The 18,345-nt window shown below is 71.1% G+C and carries 16 protein-coding genes and 1 pseudogene; 6 read left to right on the top strand and 11 right to left on the bottom strand.

The annotated features are described in order from the left end of the window. Nucleotides 1-16: 16 nt before the first annotated feature. The 6 genes from B085_RS0121585 to B085_RS0121610 form a co-directional block, all read right to left on the bottom strand. On the bottom strand, nucleotides 17-1,276 hold the full coding sequence (locus B085_RS0121585) for a cysteine desulfurase (protein ID WP_018560669.1): 1,260 nt from the start codon (nucleotides 1,274-1,276) through the stop codon (nucleotides 17-19). Continuing rightward, on the bottom strand, nucleotides 1,273-2,037 hold the full coding sequence (gene sufC, locus B085_RS0121590) for a Fe-S cluster assembly ATPase SufC (RefSeq protein WP_018560670.1): 765 nt from the start codon (nucleotides 2,035-2,037) through the stop codon (nucleotides 1,273-1,275). The genes B085_RS0121585 and sufC overlap by 4 nt, the downstream gene beginning before the upstream one ends. A 7-nt stretch (nucleotides 2,038-2,044) precedes the next feature. Further along, nucleotides 2,045-2,374: a non-heme iron oxygenase ferredoxin subunit gene (locus tag B085_RS0121595; RefSeq protein ID WP_018560671.1), complete on the bottom strand. Its 330-nt coding sequence runs from the start codon at nucleotides 2,372-2,374 to the stop codon at nucleotides 2,045-2,047. Further along, nucleotides 2,371-3,546 (bottom strand): Fe-S cluster assembly protein SufD, encoded by a 1,176-nt coding sequence (sufD, locus tag B085_RS0121600; RefSeq protein WP_018560672.1) that lies wholly within the window; start codon nucleotides 3,544-3,546, stop codon nucleotides 2,371-2,373. Before sufD ends, B085_RS0121595 begins: the two co-directional genes overlap by 4 nt. A gap of 188 nt (nucleotides 3,547-3,734) precedes the next feature. Further along, nucleotides 3,735-5,156 carry a Fe-S cluster assembly protein SufB gene (gene sufB / locus B085_RS0121605; protein ID WP_018560673.1) on the bottom strand — a complete coding sequence of 474 codons (1,422 nt, stop codon included), beginning with the start codon at nucleotides 5,154-5,156 and terminating at the stop codon, nucleotides 3,735-3,737. Then, nucleotides 5,153-5,902 carry a helix-turn-helix transcriptional regulator gene (locus tag B085_RS0121610; RefSeq protein ID WP_018560674.1) on the bottom strand — a complete coding sequence of 250 codons (750 nt, stop codon included), beginning with the start codon at nucleotides 5,900-5,902 and terminating at the stop codon, nucleotides 5,153-5,155. The genes sufB and B085_RS0121610 overlap by 4 nt, the downstream gene beginning before the upstream one ends. Nucleotides 5,903-6,117: 215 nt before the next feature. Here B085_RS0121610 and B085_RS0121615 point away from each other — a divergent pair, with 215 nt between their 5' ends. Both B085_RS0121615 and B085_RS0121620 read left to right on the top strand, forming a co-directional pair. Beyond that, a complete protein-coding gene (locus B085_RS0121615) occupies nucleotides 6,118-7,044 on the top strand; it encodes an ABC transporter ATP-binding protein (RefSeq protein ID WP_026251298.1) in 927 nt (308 codons plus the stop codon). 50 nt (nucleotides 7,045-7,094) lie between these two features. After that, on the top strand, nucleotides 7,095-7,811 hold the full coding sequence (locus B085_RS0121620) for an ABC transporter permease (RefSeq protein ID WP_199789231.1): 717 nt from the start codon (nucleotides 7,095-7,097) through the stop codon (nucleotides 7,809-7,811). Here B085_RS0121620 and B085_RS0121625 read toward each other — a convergent pair. Then, complete coding sequence (locus B085_RS0121625) at nucleotides 7,798-9,078, bottom strand: glycosyl hydrolase family 28-related protein (protein WP_078620005.1); 1,281 nt, start codon at nucleotides 9,076-9,078, stop codon at nucleotides 7,798-7,800. The genes B085_RS0121620 and B085_RS0121625 overlap by 14 nt on opposite strands. Nucleotides 9,079-9,139: 61 nt before the next feature. On the opposite strand from B085_RS0121625, the gene B085_RS0121630 reads away from it, so the two are divergent. Continuing rightward, nucleotides 9,140-10,156, top strand: coding sequence for a COX15/CtaA family protein (locus B085_RS0121630; RefSeq protein WP_018560678.1), 1,017 nt, complete (start codon nucleotides 9,140-9,142; stop codon nucleotides 10,154-10,156). 60 nt (nucleotides 10,157-10,216) lie between these two features. On the opposite strand, the gene B085_RS0121635 is transcribed toward B085_RS0121630, so the two are convergent. From B085_RS0121635 to B085_RS0121650, 4 genes are all read right to left on the bottom strand, one after another. Continuing rightward, on the bottom strand, nucleotides 10,217-11,326 hold the full coding sequence (locus B085_RS0121635; RefSeq protein ID WP_026251299.1) for an amidohydrolase family protein: 1,110 nt from the start codon (nucleotides 11,324-11,326) through the stop codon (nucleotides 10,217-10,219). After that, nucleotides 11,323-12,675: a glutamine synthetase family protein gene (locus B085_RS0121640; RefSeq protein ID WP_018560680.1), complete on the bottom strand. Its 1,353-nt coding sequence runs from the start codon at nucleotides 12,673-12,675 to the stop codon at nucleotides 11,323-11,325. The genes B085_RS0121635 and B085_RS0121640 overlap by 4 nt, the downstream gene beginning before the upstream one ends. A gap of 65 nt (nucleotides 12,676-12,740) precedes the next feature. Continuing rightward, nucleotides 12,741-13,103 carry a hypothetical protein gene (locus B085_RS0121645; RefSeq protein WP_018560681.1) on the bottom strand — a complete coding sequence of 121 codons (363 nt, stop codon included), beginning with the start codon at nucleotides 13,101-13,103 and terminating at the stop codon, nucleotides 12,741-12,743. Between the two features lie 24 nt (nucleotides 13,104-13,127). Beyond that, nucleotides 13,128-14,072, bottom strand: coding sequence for a heme o synthase (locus B085_RS0121650; protein WP_037732195.1), 945 nt, complete (start codon nucleotides 14,070-14,072; stop codon nucleotides 13,128-13,130). A 347-nt stretch (nucleotides 14,073-14,419) separates the two neighbouring features. Here B085_RS0121650 and tkt point away from each other — a divergent pair, with 347 nt between their 5' ends. From tkt to B085_RS0121665, 3 genes and pseudogenes are all read left to right on the top strand, one after another. Beyond that, nucleotides 14,420-16,498 carry a transketolase gene (tkt, locus tag B085_RS0121655; protein WP_018560683.1) on the top strand — a complete coding sequence of 693 codons (2,079 nt, stop codon included), beginning with the start codon at nucleotides 14,420-14,422 and terminating at the stop codon, nucleotides 16,496-16,498. A 40-nt stretch (nucleotides 16,499-16,538) separates the two neighbouring features. Then, on the top strand, nucleotides 16,539-17,657 hold the full coding sequence (gene tal, locus B085_RS0121660; protein ID WP_018560684.1) for a transaldolase: 1,119 nt from the start codon (nucleotides 16,539-16,541) through the stop codon (nucleotides 17,655-17,657). 5 nt (nucleotides 17,658-17,662) lie between these two features. Further along, nucleotides 17,663-18,345 (top strand): annotated as a pseudogene (locus tag B085_RS0121665) (glucose-6-phosphate dehydrogenase); the annotation flags it as partial.

Genomic DNA, 18,345 nt, shown 5'->3' on the forward strand with positions numbered 1-18,345 from the left:
CTTCGCCGTCCGTCCCTCAGCCGAAGAAGTTCCGTACGTGCTCCAGGCCCTCGACCAATGCGTCGACCTCGGCCGGAGTGGAGTACAGATAGAACGACGCTCGCGTGGTCGCGGGAATTCCGTACCGCAGGCACACCGGCCGCGCGCAGTGGTGCCCGACCCGCACGGCGATGCCCTGCTCGTCGAGGACCTGGCCCACGTCGTGCGGGTGGATGTCGCCGAGGGTGAAGGAGATCGCGGAGCCGCGGCCCTCGGGGGTGTCCGGTCCGATGATCTTCAGCCCGGGCACCTCCTTCAGCCGGCGCAGCGCGTACTCGGTGATCGCGTGCTCGTGCGCGGCGATCCGGTCCATGCCGATGGCGCTCAGGTAGTCCACGGCCGCGCCGAGGCCGACGGCCTGTGCGATCGGGGGCGTACCCGCCTCGAACTTGTGCGGCGCGGGCGCGTAGGTCGACTCGTGCATCGAGACGGTCTCGATCATCTCGCCGCCGCCCAGGAACGGCGGGAGGTCCTCCAGCAGCTCCTGGCGGCCCCAGAGCACGCCGATGCCGGTCGGGCCGAGCATCTTGTGGCCGGTGAAGGCCACGAAGTCGGCCTGCAGCGCCTGCACGTCCAGCACCATGTGCGGCGCGGCCTGCGAGGCGTCGATCAGTACCAGGGCGCCGACCTCCTGGGCGCGGCGCACGAGCGCCTCGACCGGGTTGACCGTGCCCAGGATGTTGGAGACGAGCGTGAAGGAGACGATCTTCGTCTTCTCGGTGATGACCCGCTCGATGTCGCTCAGGTCGAGCCGGCCGTCGTCGGTCAGGCCGAACCACTTCAGCTTCGCGCCGGTGCGCTGCGAGAGCAGCTGCCACGGGACGATGTTGGAGTGGTGCTCCATCTCCGTGATGACGATCTCGGTGTCGCTGTCCACCCGGTAGGGCTCGTCGGCCCAGCCCAGCATGTTGGCGACCAGGTTCAGCGACTCCGAGGCGTTCTTGGTGAATATCACCTCGTCGCGGCTCGGCGCGTTGATGAAGGCCGCGATCTTGTCACGGGCGCCCTCGTACAGCGCCGTGGCCTCCTCGGCGAGCGTGTGCACACCGCGGTGGACGTTGGCGTTGTAGCGCTCGTAGTACTCGTTGAGGGCGTCGAGGACCTGGCGCGGCTTCTGCGAGGTCGCGGCGTTGTCCAGGTAGACGAGCTTCTTCCCGTCGTGGACCAGGCGGTCCAGCACCGGGAAGTCCTTGCGGATCGCCTCGGCGTCCAGCAGGCCCGGCAGCTGCGGTGTCACGCGGACGCGCCTCCCTTCACATAGGCCTCGTAGCCCTCGGCCTCCAGCTTGTCCGCGAGCTCCGGGCCACCGGACTCGGCGATCCGGCCCGCGGCGAAGACATGGACGTGGTCGGGCTTGATGTAGCGCAGGATCCGGGTGTAGTGGGTGATCAGCAGCGTGCCGACCTCACCACTCTCGCGCACCCGGTTGACGCCCTCGGAGACGATGCGCAGCGCGTCGACGTCCAGGCCGGAGTCGGTCTCGTCGAGGATCGCGATCTTGGGCTTGAGCAGTTCGAGCTGGAGGATCTCGTGACGCTTCTTCTCACCGCCGGAGAAGCCCTCGTTGACGTTGCGCTCGGCGAAGGAGGGGTCCATGTGCAGGCGCTCCATGGCCTCCTTGACCTCCTTCACCCAGGTGCGCAGCTTCGGGGCCTCGCCGCGGATGGCGGTGGCCGAGGTCCGCAGGAAGTTGGAGACCGAGACGCCGGGGACCTCGACGGGGTACTGCATGGCCAGGAAGACGCCCGCCCGGGCCCGCTCGTCGACGGACATGGCCAGCACGTCCTCGCCGTCAAGGGTCACGGTGCCACCGGTGACGGTGTACTTCGGGTGCCCGGCCAGCGAGTAGGCCAGGGTCGACTTGCCGGAGCCGTTCGGACCCATGATGGCGTGGGTCTCGCCCTGCTTCACGGTCAGGTCGACGCCGCGGAGGATCTCCCGCGGACCGTTCTCGGCCTCGACGGAGACGTGCAGGTCGTGGATCTCAAGCGTTGCCATGGGTGTCTCAGGACTCCTGGGTGACGGAGACGAGCACATCGTCCCCTTGGATCTGAACGGGGTACACGGGGACGGGCCGCGTCGCGGGCAGCCCGGACGGCTTGCCGGTCCTCAGGTCGAAGGAGGAGCCGTGCAGCCAGCACTCGATCTGGCAGTCCTCCACCTCGCCCTCGGACAGTGAGACGTTCGCGTGCGAGCAGATGTCGTTGATCGCGAACACCTCGCCCTCGGTGAGCACGACCGACACCGGCACGCCGCCGAGCTCGACACGCTTGGGCGTGTCCTCCTCGAGCTCGCTCAGCGCGCAGGCGCGGACGAAGCCTTCAGCAGTGGTCATACGACGGACGCCTCCAGCTCCGCGTCGATCTTCTCCAGCAGGCGCTCCTGCAGGTCGGCGACACCGATCTGCTGGATCAGCTCGGCGAAGAAGCCGCGCACGACCAGCCGGCGGGCCTCGTCGGCCGGGATGCCGCGGGCCATCAGGTAGAACAGCTGCTCGTCCTCGAAGCGGCCGGTGGCCGAGGCGTGGCCGGCGCCGACGATCTCGCCGGTCTCGATCTCCAGGTTCGGCACCGAGTCGACCCGGGCGCCGTCGGTGAGCACCAGGTTGCGGTTGAGCTCGTAGGTGTCGGTGCCCTCGGCCTCGGCGCGGATGAGCACGTCGCCGATCCACACCGCGTGCGCGTCCCGGCCCTGCAGCGCGCCCTTGTACGCCACGTTCGACCGGCAGTGCGGGGTGTCGTGGTCGATGAAGAGGCGGTGCTCCTGGTGCTGGCCCTCGTCGGTGAAGTAGAGGCCGTACAGCTCGGCCTCGCCGCCCGGGGCGCCGTAGACGACCCGCGGGTGCAGCCGCACCACGTCGCCGCCGAAGGTGACGACGACGGACTTGAAGGTCGCGTCCCGGCCGATCAGCGCGGTGTGCTGGGCGGCGTGCACGGCGGTGTCGTCCCAGTCCTGGATGGAGACGACGGTCAGCTTGGCGCCGTCGCCGATCAGGTACTCGACGTTGGCGGCCACGGTGGCGTCACCGGTGTGGTCGATCACCACGACCGCCTCGGCGAAGGCCCCGACCTCGACGACCTGGTGGCCGAAGGCCACGCCGCCCTGGCCGTGCACGGAGATCCGCACCGGCTCGGAGAGCACCGCGTCCTTGGGGATGGAGACGACACCGGCCTTCTCGAAGGCGCTGTACGCCTGGGCGGCGACCCGGTCGACCGGCTTGCCGGCCTTGCCGACCCGGGCGTCGTCCCGGCCGACGGTCTCGACGGTGACGCCGGCGGGGGCGCTCACCTCGACCTTGACGCCGCCACCGGTGGCGACGGCGGTGCCGTCGTGCAGACCGCGCAGCCGCTCCAGCGGGGTGAAGCGCCACTCCTCCTCGCGACCGAGCGGCACGGGGAAGTCGGCCACGTCGTAGGACGCGGGCGCGCTGACCCGGGCGTCCCGGGGCTGGCCGACCTGGATGGCGCCTTCGGTGGTGGCACCGGCGGCCGGGATGGATTCAGCCATGGCTGTCTTACTGCCTCTTTCTGCCTATGTGTGCTCGCTCGCCTCCGGGCGCTCACATCCGCTTCCGACGTTCCTCGACACTGCGCTCGTTCCTCGCTTGGTCTCGTCACTTTCGGAAGCGGCGCGCCCTTTGGCTCGCTCACGGCCCTGCAGGGGCATCGGTTCGTGGTGGACGGAGCAGCCGGACGTCAGCCGACCGCGCCCTCCATCTGCAGCTCGATCAGCCGGTTGAGCTCCAGCGCGTACTCCATGGGCAGCTCGCGCGCGATCGGCTCCACGAAGCCGCGGACGATGGTGGCCATCGCCTCGGTCTCCTCCAGGCCGCGGCTCATCAGGTAGAAGAGCTGGTCCTCGCTGACCTTGGAGACGGTCGCCTCGTGGCCCATCGACACGTCGTCCTCGCGGACGTCCACGTACGGGTAGGTGTCCGAGCGGGAGATCGTGTCCACCAGCAGCGCGTCGCACAGCACGTTGGACTTGGAGCCGGCGGCGCCCTCGCCGATCTCGATCAGACCGCGGTAGGAGGTGCGGCCACCGCCGCGGGCCACCGACTTGGAGACGATCGAGGAGGAGGTGTTCGGCGCCATGTGCACCATCTTGGCGCCGGCGTCCTGGTGCTGGCCCTCGCCCGCGAAGGCGATCGACAGGGTCTCGCCCTTGGCGTGCTCGCCCATCAGGTAGACGGCCGGGTACTTCATGGTCACCTTGGAGCCGATGTTGCCGTCGACCCACTCCATGGTCGCGCCCTCGTACGCCACGGCGCGCTTGGTGACCAGGTTGTACACGTTGTTCGACCAGTTCTGGATCGTCGTGTAGCGGCAGCGGCCGCCCTTCTTCACGATGATCTCGACCACGGCGCTGTGCAGCGAGTCCGACTTGTAGATCGGCGCGGTGCAGCCCTCGACGTAGTGGACGTAGGCGTCCTCGTCGACGATGATCAGCGTCCGCTCGAACTGGCCCATGTTCTCGGTGTTGATCCGGAAGTAGGCCTGCAGCGGGATCTCGACGTGCACGCCCTTCGGCACATAGATGAAGGAGCCGCCGGACCACACCGCGGTGTTCAGGGAGGCGAACTTGTTGTCACCCGCGGGGATGACCGTGCCGAAGTACTCCTGGAACAGCTCCGGGTGCTCCTTCAGCGCCGTGTCGGTGTCCAGGAAGATGACGCCCTGCTCCTCCAGGTCCTCGCGGATCTGGTGGTAGACGACCTCCGACTCGTACTGCGCGGCCACGCCCGCGACCAGCCGCTGCTTCTCCGCCTCGGGGATGCCCAGCTTGTCGTAGGTGTTCTTGATGTCCTCGGGCAGGTCCTCCCAGGACTCCGCCTGCTTCTCCGTGGACCGCACGAAGTACTTGATGTTGTCGAAGTCGATGCCGGACAGGTCCGAGCCCCAGGTGGGCATGGGCTTCTTCCCGAAGAGCTTGAGGCCCTTGAGGCGCAGCTTGAGCATCCACTCGGGCTCGTTCTTCTTCGAGGAGATGTCGCGGACGACGTCCTCGTTCAGGCCACGACGGGCGGCGGCACCGGCCACGTCCGAGTCGGCCCAGCCGTACTCGTAGTTGCCCAGACCCTCGAGTTCAGGGTGAGCCGTCTCCAGGGGGGCAGTCATGCGGGGTTCCTCCCGGCGTTGCTTGCGGTGTTTGTCGGTGCGGTGGTTCCGGACGGCGACGCGGCCTTCGGCACGAAGGTGGTGCAGACACCGTCTCCGTGGGCGATGGTCGCCAGCCGTTGTACATGGGTGCCGAGCAGGCGGGAGAAGACCTCGGCCTCCGCCTCGCACAGCTGCGGGAACTGCTCGGCGATGTGGGCCACCGGGCAGTGGTGCTGGCAGAGCTGCTCGCCGGCGGAGGCGGGCGCGTTGCGCGTCGTGGCAGCGTACCCGTCCTGGCTGAGCGCCTCGGCCAGCGCCTGCGTGCGCTCCTCGGGGCCGGCCGCCTCGACGACCGCCCGGTAGCGTTCGGCCTGCGCGGCGACCCGGGCGCGGGCGAAGGCGGACACCGCGGCGTCCCCCTGCTCCCCGCCTCCGGCCGACTCGGCGATCCAGCGCAGCGCGTCGGCGGCGAGCTGGTCGTACGCCTGGTCGAAGGCGTCGCGGCCGCAGTCGGTCAGCGCGAACACCTTGGCGGGGCGGCCTCGGCCGCGATTCCCGTAGACCCGCTTCTCGCGGGGCTCGACGATGTCCTCGGCGACGAGCGCGTCCAGGTGGCGGCGTACCGCCGCCTGCGTCAGCCCGAGCCGTTCCGCCAGGTCGGCGGCGGTCGACGGCCCGTGGACCAGGACGGACCTGGCGACGCGGTTGCGGGTGCTCCGCTCCCCGGTCGTCTGCTCCTCCTGAGCCTCGGACGCGTTTTTCACAAGCCCAGTGTTGCGTAATTCATCTCGCAGAGGCAAGCGGCGGTCCCCGGGGTGGATGTCTGCTCCATCACTTAGGGTGACCTAACCTGACCTGCGGAAACGATCTTCCCTGCCGCCGGGATCCGGCCGCCGCGCACCCCGCGCGACCGGCGGCGACGGCGCGCGGCACCGCCCTCGCGGCGGAGCGCCCCTCGCGGGTTCGTAGACTTCCGTTCATGCGAATGGACCCCGCGGTCGAGATGACGGGACTGGTCAAGCGATACGGCGCCAAGACCGCGGTGGACGGGCTCGACCTGAGCGTCGCCCGGGGCACCGTGACCGCCGTGCTCGGGCCCAACGGAGCAGGGAAGACCACGACCGTCGAGACCTGCGAGGGCTACCGCCGTCCCGACGGCGGCCGGGTACGGGTGCTGGGGCTCGACCCCGTACGGGAGGCCGCCGCGCTGCGGCCCCGGATCGGCGTGATGCTGCAGTCCGGCGGCGTGTACGCCGGTGCCCGCGCCGAGGAGATGCTGCGGCACACCGCGAAGCTGCACGCCGACCCCGTCGACCCCGCCCTGCTGATCGAACGGCTCGGCCTGGAGTCCTGCGGCCGCACCCCGTACCGCCGGCTCTCCGGCGGCCAGCAGCAGCGTCTTGCGCTCGCGATGGCCGTCGTGGGCCGCCCGGAGCTGGTCTTCCTGGACGAGCCGACGGCCGGACTGGACCCGCAGGCCCGCCGCAGCACCTGGGAGCTGATCCGCGAACTGCGCGCCGACGGCGTCACCGTCGTCCTGACCACGCACTTCATGGACGAGGCCGAGCAGCTCGCGGACGACGTCGCGATCATCGACAAGGGCCGCGTGATAGCGAGCGGCACCCCCGAGGAGCTGTGCCGCGGCGGCGCCGAGAACACCCTGCGCTTCTCCGGCCGCCCGGGCCTGGACCTGGCCTCCCTGCTCAAGGCGCTGCCCGCCGACTCCGCGGCGGTCGAGCTCACCCCGGGCAGCTACCGGATCGAGGGCAAGGTCGATCCGCAGATGCTGGCCACCGTCACCTCCTGGTGCGCCCAGCACGGCGTGATGCCCGACCGCCTGGCGGTCGAGCGGCGCACCCTGGAGGACGTCTTTCTGGAGCTCACCGGCAAGGAGCTGCGTTCGTGACCGCCACCGGCACCTTCACCCCGGCCCCCGGAGCGGCCCCGCTGCCCCGGATGATCGGCGCGCAGACCGCGCTGGAGACCCGGATGCTGCTGCGCAACGGCGAGCAGCTGCTGCTGACCGTCGTCATCCCCACGCTGCTGCTGGTCCTCTTCAGCGCCGTCGACATCGTCGACACCGGCGCCGGCAAGGCCGTCGACTTCCTCACCCCGGGCGTCCTCGCGCTGGCCGTGATGTCGACCGCGTTCACCGGCCAGGCCATCGCCACCGGCTTCGAGCGGCGCTACGGCGTGCTGAAGCGGCTCGGCGCGTCCCCGCTGCCGCGCTGGGCGCTGATGACCGCCAAGACCGGCTCCGTGCTGGTCACCGAGGTCCTGCAGATCGCCCTGCTCACCGTGATCGCGTTCGCGCTGGGCTGGTCGCCGAGCGGAAACCCGCTCGCGGTGCTCCTGCTGCTCGCCCTGGGCACGGCGGCCTTCTCCGGCCTCGGTCTGCTGATGGCCGGAACGCTGCGCGCCGAGGCCACGCTCGCCGCCGCGAACCTGGTCTTCCTGCTGCTGCTCGTCGGCGGCGGGGTGATCGTTCCGCTGGACAGGTTCCCCGGCGCGGCCCGCTCCGTCCTGGAACTGCTGCCGATCTCGGCCCTGTCGGACGGCCTGCGCGACGTCCTCCAGCACGGCGCGGGCATGCCGTGGGGCGACCTCGGGATCCTCGCCGTCTGGGCGGTGCTGGGCCTCGGCGCGGCGGCGCGCTGGTTCAGGTGGGAGTGACGCAGTCCACGAAGCGGGCGAAGCCGGTGCCCTGGCCCTCGTCGAGGGCGAGGAAGCCGCTCTCCGGGGCGTGGCTGGCCAGCAGGCACATGTCGTAGCGCACGGTCGTGGGCAGTTCCGCGGAGCCGTCCGCGCGGTAGCGGTGGGCTCCGGTGAGCTGGCAGGAGTCGTAGCGCACCAGCGGGCCGCGCGGGCCCAGTGTGTAGCGGTGGGCCCGCAGTTGCGGGGCGAAGGACTTGAAGGCGTTGGCGGTGTCGTCGCAGTCGTTGAAGTGGACGGTGCCGCCGCCCCACTCGCAGTCGATCACGACCGTGTCGGCGTTGCGCAACTCGAAGCGGATGTCCTCGGCGTGGAAGCGCTGCACCGAACTGAAGTGCTGCTTGCGGGGGAACCGGAAGAACGCGCTCTCGTAGCCGTAGTCGGGGTGGGGCGCGGGGCGCCGCCCGGTGACGATGTAACTCCCGGCGCGGCAGGTGACCGAGCCGCCGTAGGGGAACTCCAGGAAGTTGCCCCACTCGTAGGTGACGTTCATGTCGGTGAACCAGTAGTTGAGGAACTGGTCCTGCTGCTCCGGGTTCTCCGAGCGCTTGGACAGGCCCGAGTAGAGGAACGCCCTGCGGTAGGCGCCGCCCACCCGGCAGGCCTCCCAGCGCATCTCGGAGTTGGTGTTGGTGCCGTCGAGGGCGATGCCGTACTCCCACTCGCCCATCCACTCGCAGTCGGTGAAGCGGTAGTTCGCCGCGCCGCCGGTGGAGTACGAGGAGAAGAAGGAGGCGCCCGGGGTGCCGGAGGTGAAGCGCAGGCCCTCGAAGGCGATGTTCTGCCACATGTCGTCGTTGCGGCACAGGAAGGCGCCGGCCGGGTCCCGCGGCGCGAAGACGATCTCACTGATGCGCAGGCCCGCGCCCCGGAAGCGCAGGCCGTTGGCGGCGTTGGACGGGTCGTCGCCGTCCAGCAGCGCGCCGGGCTCGGTGATCAGGTACTTGCCGGGCGGGACGTCGATCACGGTGCGGCCGGTGTGGTCGTCAAGGCGGGACTCGGCGTAGCGGTAGGCGTCCGCGAAGGCCTTGCTGTCGTCGGTGGTGCCGTCGCCCTTGGCGCCGAAGTCGGCGACGACGTCGACCACACCGGGGTGCGTGGTGTTCCCGGGCTGCCGCACGGCCTCGGCGGCGGGGGTGTCCGCGGCGGTGTACGCGGCCGCGCCTATCCCCGTGAGCGCCGCCGCGGCGCCTCCGTAGAGCAGTTTCCGCCGGTCGACGTCGCTCATGTCCGCCATCCCCTCCCCTGGGCGTCCCCCTCGTGAAGGATTGCACAAGGAGGCGCCTACGATGGTGGCCGTGCCCAATCTCAGCCAAGCAGGCCAAGCCGCGCGAAACCCCCTGGCCTTCATCGCCCAGCGCTGGACCCCGTCCCCCGAGACGCTCCGGCGGGCCGCGCTGGCCGCGCTCGTCATGAGTGTGGTCATCGTGGTGACCGGCGGCGCCGTCCGGCTGACCGGCTCGGGCCTCGGCTGCCCGACCTGGCCCAAGTGCACCGGCGACAGCCTCACCGCGACCCGGGCGATGGGCGTGCACGGGGTGATCGAGTTCGGCAACCGCATGCTGACGTACGTGCTGTGCGCCGCCGTCGGCTGGGCGATCATCGCGGCGCGGGCCGTGAAGCCGTGGCGGCGCGGGCTGACCCGGCTCGGCTGGGCCCAGTTCGGGGTCGTCATGGGCAACGCCGTGCTCGGCGGCTTCACCGTGCTGACCGGTCTCAACCCGTACACGGTCGCCGCGCACTTCCTGCTCTCCAGCGCGCTGATCGCGGTCGCGCTGGTGATGTGGCAGCGGGCCGGGGAGGGCGACGCCGAAGCGCGTCCCCTGGTCGGCAAGCCGGTCAGGCAGCTGACCTGGGTGCTGATCGCCGCCTCGGGCGCGCTGATCGCGGTCGGCACGCTCGTCACGGGGGCCGGACCGCACGCGGGCGACAGCAGCGACGTTCCGCGCGTCCCGGTGAAGTGGGAGACCATCTCGCAACTCCACGCCGACCTGGCGTGGGTGGTGTGCGGGCTGACGATCGCGCTGTGGTTTGTGCTGCGCGCCGTCGACGCCCCGGCGGGGCCGCGGGCCCGGGTGCGGGATCTGCTGATCGTGCTGCTCTCGCAGGGCGTCATCGGCTACGTCCAGTACTTCACGAAGCTGCCCGAGGTCCTGGTGGCCCTCCACATGCTCGGCTCGACGCTGGTGTGGATCGCGGTGCTGCGCGTGCTGCTCTCGATGCGCGAGCGTCCGGAGAACGAGCGCGGCAAGGAGCCGGTGCCCACGGCCGTCACGTCCGCCCCGGAGCCCGCGCCGGCCGCGTAGGGACCGCGGCCGCGGCACGCCCTGCGGGCGCGAGACGGCGAGAGAGCCGACCGCCCCCGCTCACGGGAGCCGGTACAGCCGCCGCGCGTTGTCCGCGGCCACCATGGCCGCGACGCGCCGGGCGTCGGCCGCCGACCAGGCGCCGTCCGCGACCCAGCCGCCCAGCACCTCGCGCACCGCGCCGCGGAAGGCCTCCGCGCCGGTCACGTACAGCTCGGGCAGCCCGTAGGCGTCCGTCGAGAACAGCAGCTTGCCGAACGGCGCCAGCTCGAGGAACTCCGCGAGGACCGCGCCCGCCCGCGCCCCCACATGGGTGAGCGCGAGGCCGACGTCCGCGTGCACGTGCGGGAAGACGTTCGCCAGGTACGCCGCCTGGCGGTGGTACGGGTAGCAGTGCAGCAGCACCAGGTCGGTCCCGGTCCCGGCGGTCGCCCGGGCGAAGTCCGTCAGCAGCGCCGGGTCCGCCCGGTCGAGCCGCAGGTCCGGGTCACCGAAGCCGGTGTGCAGCTGCAGCGGCAGCCCGGTCGCGACGGCCGTCCACAGCAGGTGCCGCAGCAGTACGGGGTCGTCGAGCCGGGGACGTCCGGCGCTGCGCGCCTCCAGCCACGCCCCGGCGGCGTGCCGGACCTCGTCGGGCGCAGGCGGCTGCGGGGCGAGGCCCAGGCCCTGGCGGTAGGCGGCGATCGACTTGAAGCCGGCGGCGGTGCGCGCGGCGGCGTGGACGGCGGCGGCGATGCTCTCGACCAGGGCCCCCGCCGAGTCGCAGGTCCCGGCGACGTCCTCGGCGAGCCGCTCCAGCCGGACGATCTCCCGCTCCGCTCCCCCGCCGGCGGCGGCGAGCTCCGCGGGCGTCGTCAGGCCCCCGGGCAGCCCGGTGTCGACGAGGTACGTGCCGATGCCGCTGCCCCGCATCAGCCGGCGCGTTGTCTCGTACACCCCGAGTTCGCGGCGCCGCGCGAGGTAGCCCGCCGGTGGGCAGTGCGGCTCCAGTCCGAGCAGCGGCGGGCACCAGCGGCGGACGGCGAAGCCTGTCTGGGTGTCGAAGAAGGTGGTGCCGGGCGCCGCGGGCGCGTCGGACTCGGTGAGATACGTCTCGAAGCCCGCGATGCCGAGCTCGCCGCGCACGACGCCGTGGCAGTGGTGGTCGACCAGCGGCGGCAGCTCGATCACCACCGCCACCGGGTGGCCTCCGCGAGCTCGTCGGGACCGTACTCGGCCAGCGCCTCGGACTCGGCGCGCCGCACCGCGACCACCGCGCCGAACAGCGCCTCGCCCAGGGCCTCCTTCAGTGCCCCGTTGCGCAGGAGGTGCGAGAGAGCCTCGCCGAGCGAGGTGGGCAGCCGCTTCCGGTCGCCGTGCCCGACCGGGTCGCCGCTGACCGGCGGCGGCAGCGTCCCCCCGTCGTCGCGCAGACCGGCCAGGCCCGCCGCGATGACGGAGCCGACCAGCAGATAGGGGTTGGCGGCGGCGTCGAAGGGCTTGAGCTCGGCGTGGCCGCCGTCGGGGTCGTCGGCCTCGCCCGGCACCAGGCGCAGCGCCGCCTCGCGGTTCTCCACGCCCCAGCAGCGGTACACGCCGGCCCAGTGGGAGGGGACGAGCCGCAGATAGCTGGCCGGGGACGGGGCGCCGATGGCGCACAGGGCGGGCAGGGCGTCGAGCACGGCCGCCAGGAAGGTGTTCGCGGCGGGTGCCAGGCCGTACGGAGCTGTGGGGTCGCGGTGCAGGTTGTCCCCGTGCTCGCGCAGGCTGAGGTGCAGGTGGAAACCGTTGCCGACCTGCCCGGCGACGACGGCCGGGGCGAAGGACGCGCGCAGCCCGTGGGCGGCGCTGACCGCCCGCACGGTCTCGCGGACGAGGACGGCCTCGTCGGCGGCGCGGACCGGGTCGGCGGGCGCGGTGGACACCTCGAACTGGCCGGGCGCGTACTCGGGGTGCACCTGCAGGACCTCGATGCGCTGGGCGGCGAGGGCGTCGTGGAGGTCGAGCAGGTAGTCCGAGAGTTCGGTCACCCGCGTCAGGCCGTAGGCCGGGCCGCGGGAGGCCCAGTCGCCGCTGCCGTCGTCCTTGGCCACGACCCATTCGGTCTCGAAGCCCATCCGCAGTTCCAGACCGCGCTCGGCGGCGCGCTCCGTCATACGCCGGGCGAACAGCCGCTGGCAGGCGGGGTGCGGGCGGCCGTCCTGGTCGTAGCGGTCGGCCGGGGCCCAGGCCCAGCCGGGCCGGGCGGCCAGCACGGTCAGCCGGTCCAGGTCGGGGAGGAGCCGCAGGTCGCCGTCGGGGCCGCCGATGAGCGGGGAGGAGGTGACGGCGTCGTCGGAGGTGAAGACGTCGAAGACCGGCGACATGCCCACCCCGCGGTGCGCGGCGTGCGGCAGCCGGGCGGTCGGCACGGTCTTGGCCCTGCTGATGCCCGCGTTGTCGACCCAGCTGACGGCGACGGCGCGCACGCCCTCCGCGGACAGCCGCGCCGCTTCCCGGCGGGCCGTCAGCCGCCGCTCGTCGCGTTCCTCGGTATCCACCCGCGCCTCCTCGTTGCCACCCGTCGACCGGACCACTCCCATGGTCCTAACGGACGGGGCCGGCGTCAGGTGTTGGCGGGGCCGCCGATCTGGATCCCGGCCATCCGCGACCACTCGTAGCGGCCGGTGCGCACCTTGGCGGCGAGGTCTCCGTCGAAGGACTCGTGCACGGTGATCCCGGAGCGCTCCACGGCGCTGCGGGCGATGTCGTACGTGGGGGCCACCAGGTCGCCCCACTCGCCGTTCTCCCCGACGAGCACGATGCGGGTGCCGACCTCGCCGATGTACGCGATCTGGCCCTCGGCACCGCCGCCGTGGCTCCTGGCGAACGCGGTGATCTGCTTCGCCAGGCGGGCGGCGCGGCGCTCGGCACGGGCCGCGGCCCGGCGGTCCGCGGCCTGGGTGACTGCTTCCTCGGTCTCTGCCATGAAAGGAATGCTACCCGTCGGTAATCAGCGCAGGAAGGGGTCCACGGCGACGGCGACGAACAGCAGCGTCGCGTAGGTGATGGACCAGTGGAACAGCCGCATCTCCTTGAGCTTGGCGCCGACCACACCGGCTTTCGCCCGTCCGTACAGGGCGTGCGCCTCGACCAGCCAGAAGGCGCCCAGCAGCACGGCGGCGGCCGCGTAGAACCAGCTCGCCGCACCGAGCGGCCACCACAGCGTGAGCGAGACCAGCACCATCACCCAGCTGTAGATGACGATCTGCCGCCCCACCACGACGTTGCCCGCCACGACCGGCAGCATGGGCACGCCCACGCGCTCGTAGTCGTCCTTCACCTTCATCGACAGCGGCCAGTAGTGCGGGGGCGTCCAGAAGAAGAGGACGAGGAAGAGGACGAACGGCGCCCAGGCCAGCTCGTTCCGCACCGCCGACCAGCCGATGAGCACCTGCATGCAGCCGGCGATGCCGCCCCAGACGATGTTCTGGGCCGTGCGGCGCTTGAGGCCGAGGGTGTAGACGAAGACGTAGTAGAGGATCGCCGCGAGGGACAGCGCCGCCGACAGGGGGTTGACGAGCACCCAGAACCACGCGGTGGAAACCACCGAAAGCGTGATGCCGAAGACCAGGCACTCCCACGGCGCGACCATGCCGGTGACCAGCGGGCGCTGCTCCGTACGGTGCATGAGCGCGTCGATGTCGCGGTCGATGTACATGTTGAGGGCGTTGGCGCCGCCCGCCGACATGTAGCCGCCGACCATGGTCGCCGCGACCAGCCAGAGGTCGGGGACACCGCCTGCCGCAAGGAACATCACCGGAACCGTCGTGATGAGCAACAGCTCGATGATGCGCGGCTTGGTCAGCGCCACGAACGCCATCACACGGGCACCGAACGGCCGGTGGCCGTGGCTCGACCCGATGGCTCCGGCGGGCCGGGATTCGACGGCCGTCACGAACACCCCTGAGGAAAAGTCCAGCAAGCGGCTCCGCTTGCGCGTACCACGCCACTTTAGACGTAGCGGATACTCCGCCCGCGCTCGGGGGTGCCACGTGTTGGCCTCCATAGCGCAAGAGAAGTGCAACCTGAAGGTGTTCTGCGTTCAACAGGCGAAGAAACGCTGACCGGGGCACGCTGGTGACACCACCGGTGCCGGGGAGGGAATGCCGCTGCCCGGGGATCGGTTGCCGCAGCCGTCGAGCCCACACTCGAAAAGGTGCACGCACGTGCAGGGGTAGGCTCGGCAACGCCCGGTGTGCACATCGTCACCGGCGTAATACATGTGGAGAGGAGCCCTCTCAGGTGAGCACCGAGCCGACCACCTCCGAGCTGGAGTGGAGCGAGCTGGACAGGCGTGCGGTTGACACCGCCCGGGTTCTGGCGATGGACGCCGTACAGAAGGTCGGCAACGGCCATCCGGGCACGGCGATGAGCCTCGCCCCCGCGGCCTACCTGCTGTTCCAGAAGCTGATGCGGCACGACCCCTCCGACGCCGCGTGGACCGGTCGCGACCGCTTCGTCCTGTCGCCGGGACACACGTCGCTGACGCTGTACACGCAGCTCTTCCTTTCGGGTTACGGGCTGGAGCTGGAGGACCTCAAGGCCTTCCGCACCTGGGGCTCGCGCACCCCCGGCCACCCGGAGCACGGTCACACGACGGGTGTGGAGACCACCACCGGCCCGCTGGGCCAGGGCGTCGCCAACGCGGTGGGCATGGCGATGGCCGCCCGCTACGAGCGCGGCCTGTTCGACCCGGACGCGGCGCCGGGCGAGTCGGTCTTCGACCACACCATCTGGGCGATCGTCTCCGACGGCGACCTGGAGGAGGGCATCTCCGCCGAGGCGTCCTCGCTGGCCGGGCACCAGAAGCTGGGCAACCTGATCGCCCTGTACGACGACAACCACATCTCGATCGAGGGCGACACCGCGACCGCCTTCTCCGAGGACGTGCTGAAGCGCTACGAGGCCTACGGCTGGCACGTGCAGCGCATCGAGCAGGACCCTTCGGGCGACTTCGACGTGCACGCCCTGTACGCCGCCTTCGACAAGGCCCGGGCCGTCACCGACCGCCCCTCGATCATCGCGGCCCGCACGATCATCGCCTGGCCCGCGCCGAACGCCCAGAACACCGAGGCCGCCCACGGCTCGGCGCTGGGCGACGCGGAGGTCGCGGCCACCAAGAAGGTACTGGGCTTCGACCCCGAGCAGAGCTTCGAGGTCGCCGCCGAGGTGCTGGCGCACGCGCGCAAGGTCGCCGACCGCGGCCGCGAGGCCCACGCGGAGTGGACCAAGCGGTTCGAGGAGTGGCGCTCCGCCAACCCGGAGCGGGCCCGTACCTTCGACCGCATCCACGCCGGCGAGCTCCCGGCCGGCTGGGAGGACGTCGTCCCGGAGTTCCCCGCGGGCAAGGACGTCGCCACCCGCAAGGCCTCCGGTGAGGTGCTCAAGGCGCTGGGCGGCGTGATCCCCGAGCTGTGGGGCGGCTCCGCCGACCTGGCGGGCTCGAACCTCACCACCATCGACGCCTCGTCCTCGTTCCTCCCGGCGGACAACCCGCTGCCGGAGGCGAGCCCGTACGGCCGCACCGTGCACTTCGGCATCCGCGAGCACGCCATGGGCTCGACGATGAACGGCATCGCGCTGCACGGCAACACCCGCATCTACGGCGGCACCTTCCTGGTGTTCTCCGACTACATGCGCCCGGCCGTGCGCCTCGCCGCGCTGATGAAGCTGCCCGTGTCCTACGTGTGGACGCACGACTCCATCGGCCTCGGCGAGGACGGCCCGACCCACCAGCCGATCGAGCACCTGGCCGCGCTGCGCGCCATCCCCGGCCTCAACATCGTCCGGCCGGCCGACGCCAACGAGACGGCGATCGCCTGGGCGGAGATCCTGCGCCGCCACACCGCCAAGCCCGCCCCGCACGGCGTGGCGCTGACCCGGCAGAATGTACCGACCTACCCGGCGAACGAGAACGCGGCCAAGGGCGGCTACGTGCTCTTCGACGCCGAGGGCGGTCAGCCGCAGGTCGTCCTGATCGGCACCGGCTCCGAGGTGCAGCTGGCCGTCGAGGCCCGCGAGCAGCTTCAGGCCGACGGCATCCCGACGCGCGTGGTCTCCATGCCGTCCGTGGAGTGGTTCGAGGAGCAGGACCAGGCGTACCGCGACAGCGTCATCCCGCCGAACGTGCGCGCGAGGGTCGCCGTCGAGGCCGGAATCGGGCTGACCTGGCACCGCTTCGTCGGCGACGCGGGCCGGATTGTGTCCCTGGAGCACTTCGGGGCAAGCGCCGACTACAAGGTCCTCTACCGCGAGTTCGGTCTGACCGCAGAGGCCGTGGCCGCCGCCGCACGCGAGTCCGTCGCCGCCGCCGCACGCTGACGCACAGACCCATACGACGTACCGAGGAGATGCAGAACCCATGACAGACGCACTCAAGCGCCTCTCCGACGAGGGCGTGGCGATCTGGCTCGACGACCTGTCCCGTAAGCGGATCACCTCCGGCAACCTGGCCGAGCTCATGGACCAGAGCCACGTGGTCGGCGTCACCACCAACCCGTCGATCTTCCAGAAGGCGATCGCCGGCGGTGACGGCTACGAGCAGCAGCTCACCGACCTCGCCGCGCGCAAGGTGACGGTGGACGAGGCACTGCGGATGATCACGACCGCGGACGTACGCGACGCCGCCGACGTGCTGCGCCCGCTGTACGACGCCAGCGGCGGCCAGGACGGCCGCGTGTCGATCGAGGTCGACCCGCGTCTGGCCCACGACACCGCAGCCACCATCGCCGAGGCCAAGCAGCTGGCCTGGCTGGTGGACCGGCCCAACACCCTGATCAAGATCCCGGCGACCAAGGCGGGCCTGCCGGCCATCACCGAGGTGATCGGCCGGGGCATCAGCGTCAACGTCACGCTGATCTTCTCGCTGGAGCGCTACCGCGAGGTCATGGACGCCTACCTGGCGGGCCTGGAGAAGGCCCGGGCCGCAGGCCTGGACCTCTCCCTGATCCGCTCGGTGGCCTCCTTCTTCGTGTCGCGCGTGGACACCGAGATCGACAAGCGCCTGGAGAAGCTGGGCAGCGACGAGGCCAAGGCCCTCAAGGGCAAGGCCGCCGTCGCCAACGCCCGGCTGGCCTACCAGGCGTACGAGGAGGTCTTCTCCTCCGACCGCTGGCAGGCGCTGGAGCGTGAGGGGGCGCACAAGCAGCGTCCGCTGTGGGCCTCCACCGGTGTGAAGGACCCTGCCTACCCGGACACCCTGTACGTGACCGAGCTGGTCGCCCCGGGCATCGTCAACACCATGCCCGAGGCCACGCTGGACGCGGTCGCCGACCACGGTGAGGTCACCGGGGACACCATCCGCGGCACCTACGAGCAGTCCCAGGGCGAGCTCGACGCGATCGGCGCGCTCGGCATCTCGTACGACGACGTCGTCCAGCTGCTGGAGGACGAGGGCGTCGAGAAGTTCGCGGTGTCCTGGAACGAGCTGCTGGGCTCGACCGAGGCCGAGCTCAAGCGCCTGGCGCCGAAGGAGGCGTAAGCACGTTGAGCAGCGCCAACCCGCTGCGTGACGCATCGGACCGACGGCTCCCGCGCATCGCGGGGCCGTCGGGCCTGGTGATCTTCGGCGTCACGGGCGATTTGTCACGTAAAAAGCTGATGCCCGCCGTGTACGACCTGGCCAACCGCGGGCTGCTGCCGCCGGGCTTCTCCCTCGTGGGCTTCGCCCGCCGCGACTGGGCGGACGAGGACTTCGCGCAGGTCGTCCACGACTCCGTCAAGGAGCACGCGCGCACCCCCTTCCGCGAGGAGGTCTGGCAGCAGCTCTCCGAGGGGATGCGGTTCGTCCCCGGCGACTTCGGCGACGACCAGGCCTTCGAGAAGCTGCGCGCCACGGTCGACGAACTGGACAAGGCCCGCGGTACGGGCGGCAACTTCGCCTTCTACCTCTCCGTGCCGCCCAAGTTCTTCCCGAGCGTGGTCCAGCAGCTGAAGAAGCACGGGCTGTCCGACCCTCCCGAGGGCTCCTGGCGCCGGGCCGTCATCGAGAAGCCCTTCGGGCACGACCTGGCCAGTGCCCAGGAGCTCAACCAGGTCGTCCACCAGGTCTTCCGCTCCCAGGACGTCTTCCGGATCGACCACTACCTGGGCAAGGAGACGGTCCAGAACATCCTGGCGCTGCGTTTCGCCAACACGATGTTCGAGCCGCTGTGGAACCGCTCCTACGT

The organism is Streptomyces sp. BoleA5, from assembly GCF_000373665.1.
In the GTDB taxonomy this organism is placed as follows: Bacteria; Actinomycetota; Actinomycetes; order Streptomycetales; family Streptomycetaceae; genus Actinacidiphila.

Bases quoted from the DNA above. Each gene is read 5' to 3' on its own strand.
- B085_RS0121625 (WP_078620005.1), bottom strand. From the start codon at position 9,078: ATGAGCGACGTCGACCGGCGGAAACTGCTCTACGGAGGCGCCGCGGCG.
- B085_RS0121630 (WP_018560678.1), top strand. From the start codon at position 9,140: ATGGTGGCCGTGCCCAATCTCAGCCAAGCAGGCCAAGCCGCGCGAAAC.
- sufB (WP_018560673.1), bottom strand. From the start codon at position 5,156: ATGACTGCCCCCCTGGAGACGGCTCACCCTGAACTCGAGGGTCTGGGC.
- B085_RS0121620 (WP_199789231.1), top strand. From the start codon at position 7,095: ATGATCGGCGCGCAGACCGCGCTGGAGACCCGGATGCTGCTGCGCAAC.
- tal (WP_018560684.1), top strand. From the start codon at position 16,539: ATGACAGACGCACTCAAGCGCCTCTCCGACGAGGGCGTGGCGATCTGG.
- B085_RS0121645 (WP_018560681.1), bottom strand. From the start codon at position 13,103: ATGGCAGAGACCGAGGAAGCAGTCACCCAGGCCGCGGACCGCCGGGCC.
- sufC (WP_018560670.1), bottom strand. From the start codon at position 2,037: ATGGCAACGCTTGAGATCCACGACCTGCACGTCTCCGTCGAGGCCGAG.
- B085_RS0121615 (WP_026251298.1), top strand. From the start codon at position 6,118: ATGCGAATGGACCCCGCGGTCGAGATGACGGGACTGGTCAAGCGATAC.
- B085_RS0121595 (WP_018560671.1), bottom strand. From the start codon at position 2,374: ATGACCACTGCTGAAGGCTTCGTCCGCGCCTGCGCGCTGAGCGAGCTC.
- sufD (WP_018560672.1), bottom strand. From the start codon at position 3,546: ATGGCTGAATCCATCCCGGCCGCCGGTGCCACCACCGAAGGCGCCATC.